At 61.3% G+C, this 18,738-nt stretch carries 15 protein-coding genes; 9 read left to right on the forward strand and 6 right to left on the reverse strand.

The features are described 5' to 3' along the window. Window positions 1–66 precede the first annotated feature (66 nt). On the reverse strand, window positions 67–969 hold the full coding sequence (locus AC2ETI_RS24760; RefSeq protein ID WP_019745816.1) for an Lrp/AsnC family transcriptional regulator: 903 nt from the start codon (window positions 967–969) through the stop codon (window positions 67–69). Between the two features lie 224 nt (window positions 970–1,193). Between AC2ETI_RS24760 and AC2ETI_RS24765 the strand changes: the two genes are divergently transcribed. Next, window positions 1,194–2,909, forward strand: coding sequence for an amidohydrolase (locus tag AC2ETI_RS24765; RefSeq protein WP_483634542.1), 1,716 nt, complete (start codon window positions 1,194–1,196; stop codon window positions 2,907–2,909). Beyond that, the gene (locus tag AC2ETI_RS24770) at window positions 2,909–4,243 is read left to right on the forward strand and encodes an MFS transporter (protein ID WP_020909524.1); all 1,335 of its coding nucleotides are present in this window, start codon (window positions 2,909–2,911) and stop codon (window positions 4,241–4,243) included. Before AC2ETI_RS24765 ends, AC2ETI_RS24770 begins: the two co-directional genes overlap by 1 nt. Before the next feature lie 136 nt (window positions 4,244–4,379). Here the strand turns inward: AC2ETI_RS24770 and AC2ETI_RS24775 are convergent, their stop codons facing one another. The 3 genes from AC2ETI_RS24775 to AC2ETI_RS24785 all read right to left on the reverse strand — a co-directional run bounded on the left by AC2ETI_RS24775 (window position 4,380) and on the right by AC2ETI_RS24785 (window position 7,085). Continuing rightward, a complete protein-coding gene (locus tag AC2ETI_RS24775) occupies window positions 4,380–4,745 on the reverse strand; it encodes an ANTAR domain-containing protein (RefSeq protein WP_024487573.1) in 366 nt (121 codons plus the stop codon). A 336-nt stretch (window positions 4,746–5,081) separates the two neighbouring features. Next, window positions 5,082–5,948, reverse strand: coding sequence for an alpha/beta hydrolase family protein (locus tag AC2ETI_RS24780; RefSeq protein ID WP_080910325.1), 867 nt, complete (start codon window positions 5,946–5,948; stop codon window positions 5,082–5,084). A 90-nt stretch (window positions 5,949–6,038) separates the two neighbouring features. Further along, entirely contained in the window at window positions 6,039–7,085 is a 1,047-nt protein-coding gene (locus tag AC2ETI_RS24785) for a LacI family DNA-binding transcriptional regulator (RefSeq protein WP_483634543.1), read from the reverse strand. Between the two features lie 255 nt (window positions 7,086–7,340). Between AC2ETI_RS24785 and AC2ETI_RS24790 the strand changes: the two genes are divergently transcribed. Beyond that, window positions 7,341–8,975, forward strand: a complete 1,635-nt coding sequence (locus tag AC2ETI_RS24790; RefSeq protein ID WP_483634544.1) for a N,N-dimethylformamidase beta subunit family domain-containing protein — start codon at window positions 7,341–7,343, stop codon at window positions 8,973–8,975. A gap of 177 nt (window positions 8,976–9,152) precedes the next feature. Here AC2ETI_RS24790 and AC2ETI_RS24795 read toward each other — a convergent pair whose 3' ends face one another. Continuing rightward, a complete protein-coding gene (locus AC2ETI_RS24795) occupies window positions 9,153–9,794 on the reverse strand; it encodes a nucleoside/nucleotide kinase family protein (protein WP_060937807.1) in 642 nt (213 codons plus the stop codon). A gap of 123 nt (window positions 9,795–9,917) precedes the next feature. On the opposite strand from AC2ETI_RS24795, the gene AC2ETI_RS24800 reads away from it, so the two are divergent. The 5 genes from AC2ETI_RS24800 (at window position 9,918) to AC2ETI_RS24820 (ending at window position 15,425) form a co-directional block, all read left to right on the forward strand. Next, window positions 9,918–10,511 (forward strand): TetR/AcrR family transcriptional regulator, encoded by a 594-nt coding sequence (locus AC2ETI_RS24800; protein ID WP_020909519.1) that lies wholly within the window; start codon window positions 9,918–9,920, stop codon window positions 10,509–10,511. Between the two features lie 45 nt (window positions 10,512–10,556). Continuing rightward, window positions 10,557–11,435 (forward strand): crotonase/enoyl-CoA hydratase family protein, encoded by an 879-nt coding sequence (locus AC2ETI_RS24805; protein WP_020971163.1) that lies wholly within the window; start codon window positions 10,557–10,559, stop codon window positions 11,433–11,435. Window positions 11,436–11,449: 14 nt separating this feature from the next. After that, the gene (locus AC2ETI_RS24810) at window positions 11,450–13,093 is read left to right on the forward strand and encodes an AMP-binding protein (protein WP_182261546.1); all 1,644 of its coding nucleotides are present in this window, start codon (window positions 11,450–11,452) and stop codon (window positions 13,091–13,093) included. An 82-nt stretch (window positions 13,094–13,175) separates the two neighbouring features. After that, window positions 13,176–14,729 (forward strand): succinyl-CoA:acetate CoA-transferase ScpC, encoded by a 1,554-nt coding sequence (scpC, locus tag AC2ETI_RS24815; RefSeq protein ID WP_042953206.1) that lies wholly within the window; start codon window positions 13,176–13,178, stop codon window positions 14,727–14,729. A gap of 60 nt (window positions 14,730–14,789) precedes the next feature. Continuing rightward, window positions 14,790–15,425, forward strand: coding sequence for a TetR/AcrR family transcriptional regulator (locus AC2ETI_RS24820; protein ID WP_031333860.1), 636 nt, complete (start codon window positions 14,790–14,792; stop codon window positions 15,423–15,425). Here AC2ETI_RS24820 and AC2ETI_RS24825 read toward each other — a convergent pair whose 3' ends face one another. Beyond that, entirely contained in the window at window positions 15,426–16,775 is a 1,350-nt protein-coding gene (locus AC2ETI_RS24825) for an MFS transporter (RefSeq protein ID WP_020971159.1), read from the reverse strand. A 375-nt stretch (window positions 16,776–17,150) separates the two neighbouring features. Between AC2ETI_RS24825 and AC2ETI_RS24830 the strand changes: the two genes are divergently transcribed. Then, complete coding sequence (locus AC2ETI_RS24830) at window positions 17,151–18,728, forward strand: AMP-binding protein (protein ID WP_069145398.1); 1,578 nt, start codon at window positions 17,151–17,153, stop codon at window positions 18,726–18,728. The last annotated feature ends 10 nt before the right edge of the window (window positions 18,729–18,738 follow it).

An 18,738-nucleotide genomic window follows, 5' to 3' on the forward strand; every position in this document is an offset into this window, starting at 1 on the left:
GGTAAGTGAGTCAATGACTTTGTCCGAGGTTAGCGTGCTCTCACGAGTGGGTCAATGACTTGGGAATTATCCGCGTACGTCCAGGCTGCGGGCGTAGTGCTCCTTGAAAACCTCGAGATGCGCCCACGATTCCAAGCCGCTGACACCGTCGATGCCCCGGATTCGCTCGGACAGGGCATGGAGGTCGTTGGACGAGTTGGCGGCGACCGTCGCGATCACGTCGTACCGTCCCAGGGTCCGCGCGAGGAATTCGATTCCGGGCAGGGACTCGATCTCCGATACCGCGTTGTCGTCCCGTGAGCCCAGATTGACGCCGATGCCCATCGCCAGCGTCCGGCCACCACCTCGCCGCTTGACGACAGCGCCGACGCGCAGTGCCGTGCTCGCGATCAGGTGATTGACGCGATTGCGCACAGCGCTCGGCGACAGGCCGGTGTGTTCGGCCAGCTCGAGAAATGGCATGCGCCCGTTGCGTTCGAGCAGTTCGATCAAGGTGACGTCCGTCGAATCGAGTCGGATGTCGGCTTGTAAAGCGGTTTCGGGCATGAAGATTCCCTTGATGACGTCGACGTAGACCAGCGTGCTCACGGATCTGACGCCACGCTGTGAGCGGAGTTCGGCGATAGCGCGGTACAGATCGTCGTGGCTGGACACCCGAAGTTCCGCGATCACGTTGTACTGCCCGCTGACTGCCGAGATGTAGACGGCAGCCTCGGATTCGATCAACGCGTCCAGTACCGGGGTCATCGGTCCGGACACGGCGATCGACACGTGTGCGAGTGCCTTCAGGCCGAGAAGTTCGGGGTGTGCGACGGCAACCACGGACACCGTTCCCGAGTCGAGTAGTGCCTGCACCCTGGTGGACACTGCCGCGCGTGGGGCATCGACGGCCACGGACAGTTCGCGGTACGTCGCTCGCCCATTGCGTTGAAGAGCAGCGATGAGCTTGGAATCGAGATCGACCGTCATGGATGCCCCAACTTTTCCAGAGATTTTTCTGTATGAGCTTCCTATTAGAACAGTCGCATGTGGGCATAGATGATGTGGATAAGTGCAGAAATGCTCGAAAACTTGTACAAAAAAGTTGTGTACCACCTGGTCTGAAACTTTGATGCATTGCATAGCTCCAGGTCAGGGCGTAGTTTTCGCTCAACACGCAGTGACCTGCACCACCATCTCGACGAAGGACCACCATGCGCAAGTTGCACACGCACGAAGCCTCGCCGCTCGACGCCACCGCCACGATCTTCACCGGCGCCAAGATCCACACCGTTGACGACAGCACGGCGGGAGCCGAAGCGTTCCTGGTGTTCGGAAACCGCTTTGCCGCGGTGGGGACACTCGAGGAATGCCGCACGGAGGCGCGACGCCTGAGCACTCGCACGACCGCGGTGGTCGAACTCGACGGCGCCACCGTCGTCCCCGGATTCGTCGATCCGCACGCACACCCGTTGATGTACGGACAGATGCTCAGCTGGGTGGACTGCGGGCCGGAGAAGGCGCACTCGATTCCCGGAATCATTGCCCTGCTTCAGGAAGCGGCACTCACAGCTCCTGCAGGTGTCCCGATTCGCGGATACGGCTATGAGCACCGCAACCTGATCGAAGGGCGTCATCCGCTCAAGGAAGAGCTCGATCAGGTGGCCACTGATCGCGAGGTCTACCTCATGAACGCGAGCGGTCACGGCGGCGTCGTCAACTCCTTCACTTTCGACAAGCACGGCATCGATGCGAGCACTGAGAACCCGGCCGGTGGCGAGTTCTTCCGAGACGCAGACGGCGAGTTGACGGGCGAGCTGTCCGACGCCGCGTGCAACATCCTCACCGGTGTCAACGGTGTGAAGGTCGGCCATCACGGACCCAACTTCCATCTCGAGGACGAGCCGGAAGAGCACCTTCGCCAGCTGTCGGTCGCTCAGGACAAGTTCCTGGCCGGCGGCGTCACCACCATCGGTGACTGCCAGGTGACGCGTCGTGAATTCGACATGTACCTGCGACTGGCCGAGCAGGATCAGCTCAAGACGCGCGTCAGCATGTACATGCTCAGCCATCTCCTCGATCACGTCATCGACACGGGAATGCATGGCGCTTTCGGCAATTCGCGGCTCGCGTTCGGCGGCATCAAGTTCTACGCCGACGGCACTCTCGGCGGCTGGACCGCATACTTCCCCGACGGCTACGTGGGCGACCCGTGCCGCACCGGGCAGCTCTACCATGAGCCGGCGGACTACTCGGAGCTCATTGCCAAGGCACACTCCGTGGGTCTGCAGACCGCCACGCACGCACAGTCGCCGACCGCCATCGACATGGTGCTCGACGCCATCGAAGCAGCGCAGAAGGCTCACCCCGACGCCGACGCGCGTCACCGCATCGAGCACTGCGGACTCCCGACGGCCGAGCAGATCGCCCGGATGAACCTGGCCGGTGTCTACCCGGTGAACCAGCCGCAGCACTACTACAACTGGGGTGAGGGCGTCACCGCGGCGATCGGCACTCCGGGCGAGCGGTTCAACCCGCTCGGGGAGTTCATCGCTGCCGAGGTTCCCGTGACCATCAGCTCCGACGCCCCGGTCGCAGAGCCCAAGCCGCTCGAGGCCATTCAGGCGGCCGTCACTCGTGTGACGCGTCAGGGCCATCAGCTCGGCTCCGATGCACTCCGCATCTCCGCCGACCAGGCACTGCAGGCTCACACGCTCAACGGCGCGCGTGCGCTGGGCCGTGAAGCGGAACTTGGCAGCATCTCGGTCGGCAAGCGGGCCGACTTCGTGATTCTGGGCGCGGATCTCCTCGAGGTTCCGGCCGACGCGATTGCGCAGATCGAGGTCCGGGCGACCTGGATCGACGGCGAACTCGCACATTCAGGTCATAACCACCTATTGTCGAGCACTTCGACCACCGAGGAAAAGTAATGAACCGAGAGCAACAGATCGTGAAGGCCCGCAAGGCGGGATTTGCAGCCTTCGTCGGTACAACCATCGAGTGGTACGACTTCTACGTCTATGCCACGGCAGCCGCCCTGGTCTTCGGTGACATCTTCTTCCCGCCCGGAACCGATCGCCTGACCGGCGTTGCGGCGGCGTTCGCGACGTACGCCGTCGGGTTTTTCGCCCGCCCCCTTGGTGGAATCGTGTTCGGCCATGTCGGTGACAAGATGGGCCGACGCACCGCTCTTGTTGTCACCCTGACGCTGATGGGTGCAGGAACATTCCTCATCGGCATGTTGCCCACGTACGCGTCGATCGGGTTCTGGGCGCCGCTACTGCTGGTCGTACTCCGCTTCGTCCAGGGCTTCGCCGTTGGCGGCGAATGGGGTGGCGCGGTCCTGATGGCCGTCGAGCATGCTCCCGAGGACAAGAAGACCTTCTACGGCGGATTCGCTCAGCTGGGCAACCCGGCCGGCGCCCTTCTTGCCACCGGTTTCTTCAGCATTCTCTCCACCTTCGGCGACGACGCTCTGCGCGAGTGGGCTTGGCGTCTGCCGTTCCTCTGCTCGGCACTGCTGATTCTGGTCGGCTTGGTCGTTCGCCTGAAGGTCGAGGAGTCCCCGGTCTTCGAGTCCGAGGTGAAGTCCGCGGACGTTCCGGAGATGCTGCCGCTCAAGTACGCGCTGGTGACCAACTGGCGTCCGATCATCCTCGGTATCGGCATTCTGCCGGTCGCAGTCGGCGGCTACTACCTCGTGACGACCTTCATCACGGCATACGCAACCGACCCCGACGTCGGCTTGTCGGAGACGCTGATTCTCAACGCGCTCAGTGTCGCTGCAGTGGTCGAGTTGATCGCGACCCTGGGAGTTGCGTGGCTCGGCGACAAGGTGGGGCGCGTCCGCGTGGTCATCTGGGGTCTTGCTGCGGTCGCAATACTCGCAGCGCCGCAGTTCCTGGTGCTGAAGTCCGGATCCGTGTTCCTGATCTTCCTGACGTTTGCGGTCATGCGACTGGTGCTTGCTGCCACGTATGGTCCGATCGCCGCCGTTCTCTCGCAGATGTTCAAGCCGCAGGCGCGCTACACGAGCATCTCGTTGGCGTACCAGGGTGCCGGCGCGATCTTCGGCGGATTGTCTCCGCTGGTCTCGACGCTGATGTACAAGGCAACCGGCAGCATCTGGCCGGTCATCGCACTGCTGATCGGCATGTGCATCCTGAGCATCGTCTGCCTGCTCTTCGCTCCGCAGCATGTGGACGAGGCGACGGATACCGACGGTGTGCGGCAGGACCTCAACAAGGAATCGGCCTCCGCCTGACTGCCGAGAATCGGCTTCCGCCTGACTGCCGAGAATCAGCTTCCGCCTGACAACTGAAAACACGAAGCTGGGGCAGTACACGATTTCCGTGTACTGCCCCAGTTGTCGTTTCAGGTCAGTTGTCGTTCAGCGACTGTTACGCGCCGACGAGATGGCGGTGAAAGTGATCGCTGCGTCGGTGGGCCTGGCTGAGATTCCTGATCTCGCGAAGCCAGAAGTGAGACGCCAGAGCGTTGTTGCTTCCGTAGCCGGTGCCGGAGGTGTCCTCGTCGATCAAGGCGACAAGCGCCTTGATCAGGCTGGTGACCTTGAGGTTGTTGGTCTGAGAATGTCGTACCAGCAGGTCGGCGGCTTCGTCGGTGCTGCAGCGGTAAAGCGTGCAGACAATTTCGAGAGCCCGTTCGCGGAGACGGCCCGAAGTAGTCGGGATCCGTAGTCCGTTTGTCGGGACACTGTTCGTCTGGTTGTTCGTGTCGTCGGGGTGAATCATGGTGTTGTACAAGGTATTCCTTTGAACCACATGGGTTTTGGGCCCGTGCGGTGTGTAGCGCATGTTGATACTGGTGCAGTCGGTACGCGATTGGCGGCGGACTCTGTCGGAGCCTTCGGCCTGGTCAACAATCTGCGGGACTGATGAAAGTGCGTAGTGATCAAAGGCGCGGATTTGCACCGAACTGGAAGTCTGCCCCTGGAACGAATATTGGAACTGTCGTTCCGGGCGAAGCGACCGGCTGCCTGACTGACGGCTGCCCTCTGATAACCCCACCGTACGTCATGGAGTTGGTTTCAGCTAATCCTTTTGCGGGCGATCATGCTCACAGTAGGCGGTTTCACCTGCTCAAGGAGTGTTTACGTGATCGATTATTGCTTGCTTGGTGATAGCCCAGGCGTTGGTTGTCGGGTTTCCGAAGTCGCCGTGGCCGACGCCGGGTAGTTCGATCAGATCGACCACGTCGCCTGCTGCTCGTGCGGCACGGGCATAGCGCCGGCTCTGTTCGACCGACACGACCTTGTCGCCGAGTCCGTGGATCGCCGTGACGGGGAGCCCGGTGGGGAGATGTTCGATCGGTGACGCGATGCGGTAACGGTCAGGGTGATCGACCGGCATGCCGCCCAGAAGATTTCGAACAAATCGATCTTTGCCCGCGGTTGCGGCGAGTGTCATGTCGAAGACGCCGGCCATGATCGTCGCCGAACGAATCGGCACGGTGAGGTCAGGCGCGGGAGCATCCGTGTCCTGTTGTGGTCGCGACGCGACCCACGCGGCCAGTTGTCCGCCCGCGGAGTATCCGGCGATGTGCACGCGACCCAAATCCAGTCGCCCGGAGGCCTTTTCCTGAACGATGCCGGCAAGCGCGTTGGTCGCCGCAACGGTATCGGAGAGAGTAGTCGGCCAACCGCCCTGCCCACCTATACGTCTGTATTCGATGTTCCAGACCGCAATTCCGTAGGGGGTCAGCGTTTTTGCCCACGCACCCGCGTACTCGAGATTGCTCTTCTGCGCCCAGCCGCCGCCGTGGATCAATACGACGACTGGCAGGTCGCCGTCCGATCCGGGTGGAAGATACAGATCGCCGAAAGTATCTGCGGCAGCGGCGTAAGCGATGCGTACCGCAGGGACATCGCGGTCGAGACCGGTGGCGCTGGCGACCGAGATCACGAGCGTGAAGATGCAGACGAGCGCTACGGCGAGGTACCTGGCCAAGCGGTCGCGGGAGCGGTGCGCGATGGCTTGATTCCTCTCGGTCTGCGACGGACGATTGTCAGGAAATCAGTCTATCGGTGCCGAGTGAATTCATGGGGTGAGCGAATTTGCGGTGCTTGCTCGTATTCGTAGTTCGCTACGGGTGTGGGTCGGCGCAGAGGGTTCGTCACCGTCGATCAGGGCGAGCAGTGCATCCACCGCCAAAGCTGCTTGTTCTTCGGGGAAGAAGTCGACGGCGGTGATCGGGGGATCGGAGATCAGTAGAGCGGGCTCGTCACTGTCCTGGGCGATCAAGATACTTCCGGGAATTGACAGGCCGAGATCGAGCGCCGCTCGTGCAGCGGCGGGGGCGCAACCGAGGATGACCGAGAGGATCGCGTCAGGGGGATTCTCGGATGTCAGTGCTTTGTGAGTCGCCGCGTATGCCGCGGAGACGAGTTGTTCGACGGAATTGACGCCCTCGAACGACGCCAGGTCGTCCGTGGCTCGGGGCGACACGCCGTGGATGCGGCACCATTCGAGGTAAGCGATGGTCGTTGCGCGAGTCCATGCCGAATCCATTCCGGGATTGAGGACAAGGATATCCGTTGCGCCCTGTTCGGTGAGGTGGTTCAAGAGCGTTTCGGTCGTGGCGAAGAGATCCGGCGAAATACTCCATCCGAATTGCTCAGGGTTGCCGGGACCCACTACGACAGAAGGTATTCCGAGTTTCTTCAAGATGTCGACGCGAGGGTCGTGCATCATCGGGTCGACGACGATCACACCGTCCATCTCGATGCGACGCAGTCCGTTCGGGTCCTTCATCGACGGCAACAGCAGGAGTGAGTGATCGGCGTGGAACGCTGCCTGTGTGGCGGCGGTCGCCACACGGCCGTACCAGTCGAAGTTGAGGTACTCGGCCGAGGAAGGCTCGTCCGGAGCCGGGAGCATCAACCCGAGGGTGGCGGTTCGACCCGAGCGAAGGTTTTGTGCCGACCGATTGGCTCGGTAACCCAAGCGATCCGCAACCTCTTGAACACGCGCCCGGGTGGCAGAGTCGACTCTGCCCTTGCCGTTGAGTGCGTAGGAAACTGTGGACACGGCGACGCCGGCGGCTGTCGCGACATCGCGAAGCGTCGGGACGTTCGGCGTGATCATCGGGGTCGCGTCCTCTAGTTGCTGGGCGGTTTCTACTCAAGAGTAACGCCCAATCGTTTCGGCAGGGGGAACCTGGCGGACGATTGTTCAGTCGGAGAAATTTCGCCGAATCGTTTCATCAGAGCTATTGACTATGCCGAAACGTTTCGGCACTCTCGTAGAACACCGGGACAACTTCGAGTGAAATTCGGTCGACCTCGGGCACCCTCATTCCCAGTCCATGCGCCTAAATACGACGATCCACGGAGTTACCCCATGAGAGAGAAAACCCGTCCACGTCGCGCGGGTGCTGCTGCCGCGTGGTCGGCCACTGGTGGTTTGGTCGAACGGCCGGGATTGATTCCGGGTGCACCTGAGATCTGGGTCTACGCAGACAAGTTCTCCTACTTCGCCGGCGACACCGTCTCGGTGCGGGTCCACACCACCGCTGACGAATACGACATCGAGGTGGTCCGTGACGGCGCGCGCCCACAGAGCATCGTCAAGTACATCGGGCTACCAGGAAAACAACAGTCGACGCCCGACGACGCCTATGCGACCGGGTGTGATTGGTCGGAATCCGTTGCCTTCACCGTTGCACCGAATTGGGCTTCGGGGATGTACCTGATCCTGGTTCGAATGCGCCACGAAGGTGTGGTCGTCGAACGTGAGGGCTTCTTCATTGTCAAGGCACGTGAACCCGAGCACGCTGACATGGTCCTCATCCACACCACGAGCACGATGTTGGCCTACAACGACTGGGGCGGAGCCAACAATTTCCGTGGTGCCCCGGACGGTTTCGGCGACATGGCGACACCGATTTCGTCGACGCAGCGTCCCATCGCGCGCGGGATGTTGCGCAAACCCGAAGGTGCAGCGCGAAACATTCACACCGATATGCCGGGAATCGGATGGGTTCCGCGGCACCCGCCGTACGAATGGGCCTGGGTGAACGGATACTCGCGCCATCACGCCGACGCATTCTGGGCGACGTACGAACGCCCGTTCACGGTGTGGGCGGAGGAGCAAGCGTTTCTCGTACACCACATCACCCAGCACGACCTACATGAGGATCCTTCAGCGCTGCGCGGATATTCGTGTGCAGTCGTCGTCGGTCACGACGAGTACTGGTCGTGGGAAATGCGTGATCGTCTCGACGCATTTGTCGAAGGAGGAGGCGGCCTGGCGCGATTCGGCGGGAACTTCCTGTGGCAGGTACGCATCGAAGGTGACGCGCAGATTTGTTACAAGAACCCCTTCGACGATCCCATACGAGAAGTAGACCCCACCCGCGTCACCACGGCATGGGATTCCCCCGAGATTGATCGGCCGGGCGCGTGGACGATGGGTTTGACCGCGATGGCGGGGGTGTACAACCGTTACGGTGCAACAGCTCCGAGGTCATCCGGCGGCTTTACCGTATACCGGCCCGATCATTGGGCATTGAACGGAACCGACCTGTATTACGGTGACAACTTCGGAATCGCGCCGGTCTGTATTGCTGCTTTCGCAATGGACGGTGCGGACTACACGTTCAGGAAGGGTCTGCCGTACGCCACCGGTGTCGACGGTGCACCAGAGGATCTGGAAATCATCGCAATGGCGCCGGCAGTATCGGGGTCACGGGACAACTGGAACGGCACCGCTCCGATTGGTGTGCCCTTCGCCGAGGTGTCGGGAATCTTCGAAAGTGCCTATGGGAGAGAACTCCCCGAGCATCTGCGCGAGTTCGAATACGGTTCGGGAATGGTGGCAACACATCAGCGCGGTCTCGGAACCGTTTTCAATGCCGGGACGACCGAGTGGGTCAGTGGACTGATTCACCGGGATCCTTTCACCGAACGAATAACCGCAAACGTACTGAATCTGTTTGCTGCGCAACTGTCGAGTTTCACTGAGGAGCCAGACTGACGGCGGCGACCAGCGGTAGAGTTTGTTGCCCGAGGATGATGGCCGAAAGAGGATCCATACGTACGTATGTATGGAGACATGAAATCGACTTGACCAGGGTTTTTAATCCAAACTACCGTAGTCTTCGCCGTTCATTTGGATGACGGGTGGGTGTGGGGAGTTGCCGAACTTCGGCAGTCACGTGCGGATCTCCACGATCAGATCCGCACGTGACCTGGCCGCTGCGATTACGTCGGCGTTCGGTTGATCCACCCGTCTCACCCAGTCCGCGGCCGCTTCGGAACTCCTCCCGAAGCGGCTGTGGCGTTTCACCAACCGCTGCGTGCGTGTCGCCTCCGGAACCTCGAGGTACCAGACGGTGTCGATCGCCGCTCGTACTTGTGGCCAGCTGCCGTCTGGTAGGAGGAGGTAGTTTCCCTCGGTGACGATCAATGGCGTTCGAGGCTCGACAGCGGTTGCGCTGCCGATTGATTCGTCGATCTCGCGATCGAAGGCGGGCGCGTACACAATGGAGTCTTCGGATCGGAGGCGGTGTAGAAGCGCCGCGTATCCGTCGGCGTCGAAAGTTTCCGGAGCGCCTTTTTGTCCACGCCTGCCGAGTCGGTCGAGTTCCCGATTGGCAAGGTGGAAGCCGTCCATCTCGACGACGGTGCACAGTGAGTCCAGTTTCTGCGCAATTGCCTGTGAAGCCGTCGATTTCCCGGCTCCAGGGGCTCCCGCGATGCCGAGAATGTATCGGCCGTTGTCGGTGATCAGTGAAGCGGCGCGTGAGGCAAGTTGATCGAGCGTCAGCGAGACGGTCGGCGGTGAGGTTCTCACTTGTTGCTCCGATCAGTCCGAGGTCCGGTGGATCGAGGGTACGCCGGAGGTCTTCAACCGTTGACAGTCTGAATGGACTGTGAAACTGTGAGCCATGCCACTCGAGAGGCTGGAGGTGTGACCGTGACCCTGCGTGACGCGCAGCGCGAAGCCACGCGCCACCGGATTCTCGATGCGGCAACGGATTTACTGATAGCGGACGGGTATTCGTCGTTGACGACGCAGTCGGTTCAAACGGCTGCCGGAGTCAGTCGGGGCGCTCTCCTGCACCACTTTCCGAATATGCAGGAGCTCACTGCCGCGTTGGTGTCGAATATCGTCGTGCGGAACGAGGCGGCGGTGAGGTCGGCGATGTCTCGACAAGACCCGTCGGTGGATACGATCGAGAACTCGATCTCCGCTTTGTATTCGGCGTTGACTCAGCCGCCGTTCCAAGCGGAACTCGAACTGTGGTCGGCGGCTCGGACGGATCCGGTGTTGGCGGAGGTTCTCCGCGAATCGGAGCGCGTCGCCGGGCGGGATTTGCAGCGAGTTGTCCATGACGCGTTCGGGCCTGAAATTGTTGCTTCCGAGAACTATTCGCAAATTGCAGATCTAACCGTGCTGATGCTCCGTGGTTTGGCGTTGTCCCGGGCGGTACACAAGAGCGATGCCTCTGCGCGTCGTTCGATCAGTCAATGGGCGGGCGTCGTTCGCCTGCTGCTCACCCAGAACTAGCGCAACTCGTTTCGTTCGAGATGCGCTCGATCGACAGGACCGATGATGACAGATTTTGCGACCCTGAAATACGAGACCTCTGGTGGTAAGGCGTACATCACCCTGAACCGCCCCGATCGGCTCAACGCAATCGACGATCGGATGCCGTCGGACATCCGAAATGCAGTTGCGGCGGCCAATGACGACGACGACGTTCGCGTGATCATCTTGCAAGGCGCAGGCAAGGCGTTTTGCGCCGGGTACGACCTCAAGAAGTTCGCCGAAGGAGATCTCGACGGAAAGTGGAATCAAGGCCCGGTGTGGGACCCCATCAAGGACTTTCGGGGCATGAAGCAGAACACCGATGACTTCTTCACCCTCTGGCGATCGCTCAAGCCGACCATCTGCAAAGTTCAGGGTCATGCAGTCGCAGGCGGAAGCGATATTGCGCTGTCCTGCGACATGCTGATCATGGCTGACGACGCCCGCATCGGATACCCGCCTGCTCGCGTCTGGGGTTGCCCGACCACAGCTATGTGGGTGTACCGCCTCGGGGCGCAACGCGCCAAGCGAATGTTGTTGACGGGAGACACCATTGACGGTGTCACCGCCGCCGATTGGGGATTGGCGCTCGAATCGGTGCCGGCCGACGAACTGGACGCTGCGGTGGAGGCGTTGGCGGATCGCATCGCCGGTGTCCCGCTCAATCAATTGGCAATGCAGAAGATGATGATCAATCAGGCGTACGACAACATGGGGTTGCAGGGCACCCAGGTGCTGGCAACCCTGTTCGACGGAATTACGCGTCACTCGCCGGAAGGGCGCTGGTTCAAGGATTTTGCCGAACGCGACGGATTTCACGCCGCGGTGCAGTACCGCGATTCCGGCCGCAAGATTCCAGACGGAGGCGGGCCGCTCCCCGAATCCGACACCCCTTCACGATAGAAAGTGGATGTGAGATGAGCAGTGTTCTCGAAACGTCGTACTTCCCCGCGGACGTGTCGGACCCGATAGTGGAACAAACGGTCGGCGGGCTGCTCCGAGAGTGCGCCGCGGACTCGCCGAACCTGGTTGCTATCCGAGAAGTAGTTCCGGCGCAATCGCATTCGTTGTCCGGTGCCTCCGAGACGGATCGCACCTGGACCTTTGCGGAACTCCTGGGTGAAGCGGAGGGGTGCGCGCATTACCTCTTGTCGCAGTTCGACCGCGGCGACCGGATAACGGTCTGGGCTCCGAACATTCCGGAGTGGATGATTCTGCAGTACGGCGCCGCGCTTGCCGGAATGGTTCTGGTGACTGCCAATCCGGCATTGGGTGCGGAGGAATTGGCGTACGTCCTGTCGCAGTCCCAGTCCCGCGGGCTCTTCCACACCGGAAAGTTTCGCGGCGGCGACATGGCAGCGGTGGCATCCGAGGCGATTTCGATTGCGGGAGCAGAAGTTCTGGCAGTGAACTTCGAGGACTGGGATCGTCAGGTTCGAGGTTGGGCCGGCGAACGGGGCGCACTGCCGGAAGTCTCTCCTGACGACAATGCGCAGATCCAGTACACGTCGGGAACCACCGGAGTTCCCAAAGGTGCGCTGCTGCATCACCGAGGACTGGTCAACAATGCCGATTTCGTCAGTCGGAGAGGTCAATTCCCCGAACGGGGTTCGGTGGTCTCGGCGATGCCGCTCTTCCACACCGCTGGGTGCGGCATCCTGGTCCTCGGCGCCGCACAGCGAAGAATGTCCATCGGTCTGATCCAGTATTTCGACCCGACTGCGGTTCTCGATGCGGCGGAACGCTTTCGGGCCGACGTGGTCAGTGGAGTTCCGACGATGCTGATCGCGATGATCAACGACGCCAGCTTCGCGAGCCGCGATTTCTCGACCTGTTCGGTGGTCGTGTCGGGTGGGTCGTCGGTCCCGCCCGAACTCGTGAGCACGGTGGAGTCGGCCTTCGGTGCTGGGTTCAGCATCGTCTACGGACAAACCGAGGCGAGCCCCGTGATCACGCAGACCAGCCCCGCCGACACCCCCGAAGACAAATCGGAGACGGTCGGTCTCGCGTTGCCGCAGGTCGAGGTGAAGATTTCCGACGTGGTGACCGGGGACAGCGTGCCACTCGGCGAACAAGGTGAGATCTGCGCGCGCGGGTACCTCGTCATGACCGAATACTTCCGCAACCCGGAGGCTTCGGCCGCCACCGTGGACAAGGACGGTTGGTTACATACCGGCGACTTGGGGACGATGGATCAGCGTGGATACGTCCGGGTGACCGGCCGGCTCAAGGACATGATCATCCGCGGCGGGGAGAACATCTATCCGCGAGAGGTCGAGTCCGTGATCTTCACACATCCGAAGATCCTCGATGTGGCGGTCGTGGGTGTGCCTGACGAGGTATGGGGCGAGCGGGTGGTTGCCGTCATCAGGTGGAAAGACGAGTCCGACCAGCCGACCGCAGCCGAACTGGTCGAGTTCTGCACCGAGCGACTGGCACGCCACAAAGCACCCAAGGAGTGGTTCAGTGCAGAAGCATTTCCTCTGACCGGCTCGGGCAAGATTCAGAAATATCGAATTGCGAGCCTGGTCGGCGAGGGCGCCTACGGCGTCGTCAGCTGACCCGAGCGCATAGCACGTCGGAGCGATTCTGTCTGGGTTATCCCCGTAAATCGCTCCGACGTGCCCTGTTTATCCTGGTGGCGTGAGTTCATCTTTCGGTGAGACCGGACACAAAGCCACCTCCAGCCGCATCCGCGCCACAGCCTTTGCGTCGAAGGTGATGGCCGCGTCCGACGCTGTGAAGTTCATTCACCCCGGCGACACGGTCGCGATCAGCGGTTTCGCAAGCGCCGGTACTCCCAAGGTGATCATTCCGGCACTGGCCGAGCGCATTCACCACACCCGCGGCAACGGATCGAACTTCACGATCAATCTCCTGACCGGTGCTTCGGTGTCCACCGAGACCGAAAGGCTGCTCGCCGAGGTCGACGGAATCGCGCTGCGTATGCCGTATCAGTCCGAGGCCACCGCGCGTCGCCGCATCAACGACGGTCGCATGGACTACGTCGACATCCATCTCTCCCACGTTGCTCAGCAGGTGTGGGAGGGCTACTACGGCAACGTCGACGTCGCGGTCGTCGAAGTCGCCGGTATCACCGAATCAGGTGAACTGATTCCCTCCGCGTCGATCGGCAACAACAAGACGTGGCTCGACGTCGCAGACAAGGTCATTCTCGAAGTCAACTCCTGGGTGCCCGAGGCGATGGAAGGCATCCACGACGTCTACTACGGCACCGCGTTGCCGCCGCATCGGAAGCCTCTCGAGATCACCCGCGTCGAAGACCGGATCGGCCAGACGACATTCCGAGTGGATCCCGCGAAGGTTGTCGCCGTTGTCGAGACCGACTGCCGAGACAGCGCGAGCCCTCTCACTGCACCCGACGCCGTCAGTGAGGCGATCGCCGGCCACGTCCTGGAATTCTTCGACTTCGAGGTGCGCGCCGGACGGATGCCGGCGGATACCTTGCTTCCGCTGCAGGCAGGCATCGGCAATGTTGCCAACGCGGTGCTCGGCGGTCTCGATCGGGGGCCGTACCGCGGCCTGACCTGCTACTCCGAGGTCATCCAGGACGGGATGCTCAAGCTGATCAAGGACGGAACCGTCGCGCATGCGTCGTCGACGGCTTTGGCGCTCACCGACGAGGGCATCGAAGAACTGACCGCGAACATCGACTTCTACCGCAACCACATCACGCTCCGTCCGCAGGAAATCAGCAACCACCCAGAGGTGGTGCGCAGACTCGGAATCATCGCCATGAACGGCATGCTCGAGGCCGACATCTACGGCAACGTGAACTCGACGCACGTCATGGGGACGAAGATCATGAACGGAATCGGCGGCTCGGGAGACTTCGCTCGTAACGGCTACGTGTCCATGTTCCTGAGCCCGTCGACGGCCCGCGGGGGTGAGATCTCGGCGATCGTTCCGATGGTTCCGCACGTCGACCACACCGAGCACGACACTCAGGTGTTGGTCACCGAGCAGGGGTTGGCCGATCTGCGCGGTCTGTCTCCGCGGCGACGCGCGCGCCTGATCGTCGACAACTGTGCTCACCCGGAGTTCCGGCCACTGCTCCGCGATTACATCGCTCGCGCCGACGCTCAGCCGGGCGCGGGGCAGACGCCGCACATCCTGGGCGAGGCATTCTCGTTCCATCAGCGGTACATCGACACGGGTTCGATGCGCTTGTCCTGACCTTCCGATCGGTGCTTGTACGATCTTCGGACGCCGAGCAAATCAGGAGTGAAGAGCGACATGGCTCGACCGTCGAAACCGTTGATCAGCCGAACCACCGCAGTTGCCGCAGCAATCTCGATTATCGATGCCGAGGGCTTGGACGCTTTCAGCCTTCCGCGTCTGGCTAAGTACCTCGACGTCAAAGCTCCGTCGTTGTATCACCATTTCTCCGACAAGAACGAGATTTTGACGGAGGTTGCGCGAGCAATCGTGTTCGAGACCAGGATTCCGCGTCAGCCCGCGTCAGGTGATTGGCAGGACTGGGTTGTCGCGTACGGCTTGAACTTTCGGGATGTGATTCTGCGTCACCGCAATGCCGCGCCGGTGATGTTGCAGTTTCTTCCGCGAGACCTCGTGACTGACATGTTCGAGGCTGCAGCAGATTACCTCGAGGGTTCGGGAGTTCCTGTGCGGCTGCATGTTCAGATCCTCGACGGCCTCGAGAAGCTGACCTTGGGTGTCACCCTCACTGAGGCGATGAGGCCCGAGGCCAAGCGTTCCGCCGTTTTTGCCAACGTAGATCGAATTGCCCACCCGGTCCTCGACGCCGCGCTGAAGTCGAATCAACGTACGCCCAGGCAGTTGTACGAACAGATGATGCGAAGTTTCCTCTACGGGGTTCTTCACGCCGACCAGGTGGATAACTCGATCTGATCAAGCGGCAGGTACAGATGCCTTTTCGCCGTCGACGGCAAGGGCGACTGATTCCTTGGTATTGCGAACCTGCGCGTATGCGATCGTTGCGGCGGCGAGCAGGGTCGGTACGACGAAGAGGAAGAAGATGGATTCCGTCGTCCAGGATCGGTCGACGAGTAGACCGATCCCCAACGGCGTCACGATACTTCCGATGCGGCCGAGTCCCGCTGCGATTCCGAGAGCGGAGACACGTGCTTCGGGGCGGAAGAGGATCGGCACCATGACATACAGGCCGGTGTAGGCCGCGGTCATACACAGCCCGAGCAGAGCTGACGCCACCAGCGCGGGGCTGAGTTGAGTCGAGACCAGAGCGAGGACGCCGAACAGTAGCGAGCCGGCGAGGATGAAGCCCATGGTGATCCACATCGAGGCGAATCGAAGGGCCAGGCCGGCGAAGACCAGCGTTCCGAGCGCGCCGCCGAGCGAGAACATCAGTCCACCACTGATTCCGGCGTTGTTGGACATGCCGGCAAGCTTGAGAAGTTTCGGTGTCCAGGTATTGCCGAAGAAGTATGCGATGTTGACCAGGCCGAAGACGATGCATGTCGTCGCCAGGGCCCAGGACTTCAGGTGAGCCGATCCGGAGACGTTCGGTGACCGCCGCACAGGTGTCGTGTGATTACCCGTGGCCGGGACTCCGGTCAGTTTCATCTTGGAAATCAGTTCGTCCAGCTTCTTTCGCGACGACTCGGTTCCCTTGGCGGCGAGGAAGTCCGGCGATTCTGGGATTCCGAAATAGGCCACACCCGCCATTATTGCCGTGACGACCGCGCCGAGCAGGAATGCGGAGTGCCAGCCGTACGTCGACATCAGCACCGCTGCTCCGGCGCCGCCGAGTACACCCCCGAGTGGAATGCCGATCGCGAACAGCGCGATGAGCGTCGAGCGCTTGCGTGCAGGTGCGTACTCGCCGACGATGATCGGCGAACTCGGGATGATGCCGCCCATACCGACGCCGGCCAGCAGACGCGCAAGCGCAAGTTGTGTGACGTCGCCGCTCGCTGCGGACAGTAGAAGACCGACTGTGATGACGACCAGCGAACCGATCAGCAGGGGGCGGCGCCCGTATCGGTCGCCGACCGGTCCCAAGGCGATCGAGCCGACCGCCATGCCGATGAGGCCGGCGCTGAAAAGCATGCCGGACTGGGTGCCGGATATTCCCCAGTCGTCCGTGATCGGCAGTATGGCGAGTGACATCGAAAGGATGTCGTATCCCTCGGCCATGTTGACCAGCGTGCACAGAAGGATTACCCGTATTTGGAGTCTGCTGAGTGGAGACGCATCGATCAGTTCGCGTGCTGAAGCCATCGTGTTCCTTAGTCGGAAGGGGTGGTTGCGGGTGTGACTTGGCTTGTGCGCTCGGGTGATGTTCACCAGCAGCAGTTTTCGAGTCGACACTGAATCGATGTGCCTCAAGTCACATCGGTTAATCTAACGCAGTTCGGTTAAATGGTCAACGCATGCGCCTTCGGTAAACCTAATGGCGTATGGTTTAGTGTACGAGACGGGATGATTCTGCTGAGTCTGTTCGACTGTTAGCTCTATTCTGTTGTTGTGCAACAGTTTTGCAGTTGTCGATGGTTGACAGGTCGGCCGGGGGAGCTTACGTTTCGCCGAGATGTAAACAGTTACTGACAACTTCCTGGGACGCTGCGGCCCGCAGGAAGGAAGGAATGGTTTCCCATGGCCCTCTCCGATTTCTTCGACCAAGGGTGGAGCGTCGATCCCGCTGCCATCGCATATCGTCACGGCGACGTCGACTGGACGTTCGAAGAAGCAGGTTCGCTGTCCTGTCGTGTCGCGAACGCGTTGCTGCGAGACGGAATGAAGCCGGAAACGAAGATCGGCGTTCTCTCTCCCAATGATCCAGCGGCGTGGTTATGCGTCATCGCTGCCTGGCGTGCCGGTGGAACCTGGGTGCCTCTCAATCCGAACAGTCCGATCACGGACAGCATCGGATTCGTCAACCAGTTCGATTGCGAGATTCTCTTCTATCACCCTGCGCTTGCAGCAGCTGTAGACGAGATTCACGCTGCAGTCGGCGACCGCATCCAGTACATCCGCCTCGAAGGAGAAGCGGACGCCGCCGAGTGTGTTCGTGACTACGCCCGCGCTTTGACGGACTGGCTCGGCGATTCTCCGTCGACGCATCCGAGGGTCGACGTTCCGCAGGATTCCGTGGCGATGATTTCGCCGACCGGCGGTACGACAGGCGCTCCCAAGGGCGTGATGAACACCCACCGCAGCTTCTCGATGTGTGTTGCGCAGCTGATGCTTGCCATGCACTATCGCGCCGACGAGAAGGTGGTCAACCTCGCGGCTGCCCCCATGACGCACTCCGCCGGAATGCTGACCCTGCCGGCAACTGCCCGCGGCGGCGCCGTCGTCGTGTTGAAGCGGCCGGATCCGGAGACCCTGCTCGAGTCGATCGACCGATACAACGTCACCGACCTGTTCCTGCCTCCCACCGTGATCTACCGGTTGATCGAACATCCGGATCTGGCGAACTACGATCTCACGTCGCTGCGGTACTTCCTCTATGGTTCTGCCCCGATGTCGGCCGAGAAGCTGCGCAAGTGCTTGAAGGTTCTGGGTCCGGTGATGATCGAATGCTTCGGCCAGACGGAAGCTCCCGGCTCCATCAGTTTCCTGCGCCCCGAGCAGCACTTTGTCGACGGCGAGATCGCCGACGACGCCCGATTGCTGTCTTGTGGTCGGCCGTCGCCGTTGATCAGAGTCGAAATCCGCGACGACGAAGACAACGCGCTTCCGAGCGGTGAGCGTGGCGAAATCTGCGTACGCGGAGACCTGGTCATGAAGGGGTACTACAACAACCCCGAGGCGACCGCCGACACCATACGTGACGGTTGGCTTCACACCGGCGACATCGGATACCTCGACAACGAAGGGTTTCTGACGCTCACCGACCGCAAGAAAGACATGATCATCTCGGGCGGATTCAACGTCTTCCCAGCTGAGGTCGAGCAGGTGATCTGGTCGCACCCCGCTGTGCAGGACTGTGCCGTCATCGGCATTCCGGACCCGGAATGGGGCGAGGCCGTCACCGCTGTCGTCGAGCTCAACGAGGGCGCAGAAGTAGGTGCCGACGAGCTGATTGCTCTGTGCCGCAACAAGCTCGGAGGTGTTCGTAGTCCCAAGCGAATCGACTTCGTCGAACGACTCCCGCGCAGCGTCAACGGGAAGGTCCTCAAGAAGGATCTCCGAGAACTCTACTGGGCTGATCAGGCTCGACGAGTCTGAAGAACAGGAC

The sequence above is a fragment of the Rhodococcus sp. MurmanLake-1 genome (assembly GCF_056945715.1).